The organism is Bradyrhizobium algeriense, assembly GCF_003062295.1.
Classification (GTDB): domain Bacteria; phylum Pseudomonadota; class Alphaproteobacteria; order Rhizobiales; family Xanthobacteraceae; genus Bradyrhizobium; species Bradyrhizobium algeriense.
In genome coordinates, this window is sequence record NZ_PYCN01000170.1 from 1 (window position 1) to 786 (window position 786).

Annotated in this window: 1 pseudogene; it reads left to right on the forward strand. The window is 62.1% G+C overall.

Going from position 1 to position 786, the window contains the following annotated elements:
* Positions 1–593: pseudogene (locus C7G61_RS42925) on the forward strand (IS5 family transposase); the annotation flags it as partial.
* Positions 594–786 lie beyond the last annotated feature (193 nt).

The following is a 786-nucleotide window of genomic DNA, read 5'->3' on the forward strand; positions in this document are numbered from 1 at the left end:
CGGCGAACGGGGTGATCGACTCGACTGGCCTGAAGGTGTTCGGCGCTGGCGAATGGCAGCGTGAGAAGTACGGCGGCTAAGGCTGTCGGACGTGGCGCAAGCTCCACCGGGCCATTGATCCTGATACCGGCGAGATCCTCGCCTCAGAGCTGACGACCACCGAAGACGGTGATGCCTCACAGGTCGGTCCCTTGTTGGATCAGATCTCAAGCCCAATCACTTCGGTCACGGCTGATGGCGCATATGATGGCGAGCCCGTCTACCGTACCATCGCCGAGCGGGATCCTGCTGCGGCGGTGATCATCCCACCACGCTCAACGGCAGTGCCGAGCAATTCGGCCGAGACAGCGCCCACCCAGCGAGACCGGCACCTCCAGATGATCCATGCGCGGGGTCGGCGCGGCTGGCAGAAGGCGGTCAACTATGGCTGGCGGTCCTTGGGCGAGGTGGCAATGATGCGCTACAAAACCCTGATTGGTCGCCGCCTCCACGCCCGGACTCTGTCTATGCAAAAGGCCGAAGCTGCGGTCGGCTGCAAGGTCATCAACATCATGACCAGCCTTGGCATGCCAGTATCCCAGCGCCTCGTCTGAACCCCAGGGCTAAGGGGTGCATGCGGCCCACCTCTCAATTATGCACCAACGTCCCTCGACAACACAGTCAGTCCAAGTGACGGACGGACGGCCAGAACCGGCCTTGAAGATCTGGACCCAAAGCTCGCTACTGTTGTCGTGATGCCTGGCTAGCCAGTCACCCAACTCTCGCGCGTCTCGAAACGCCACTGAC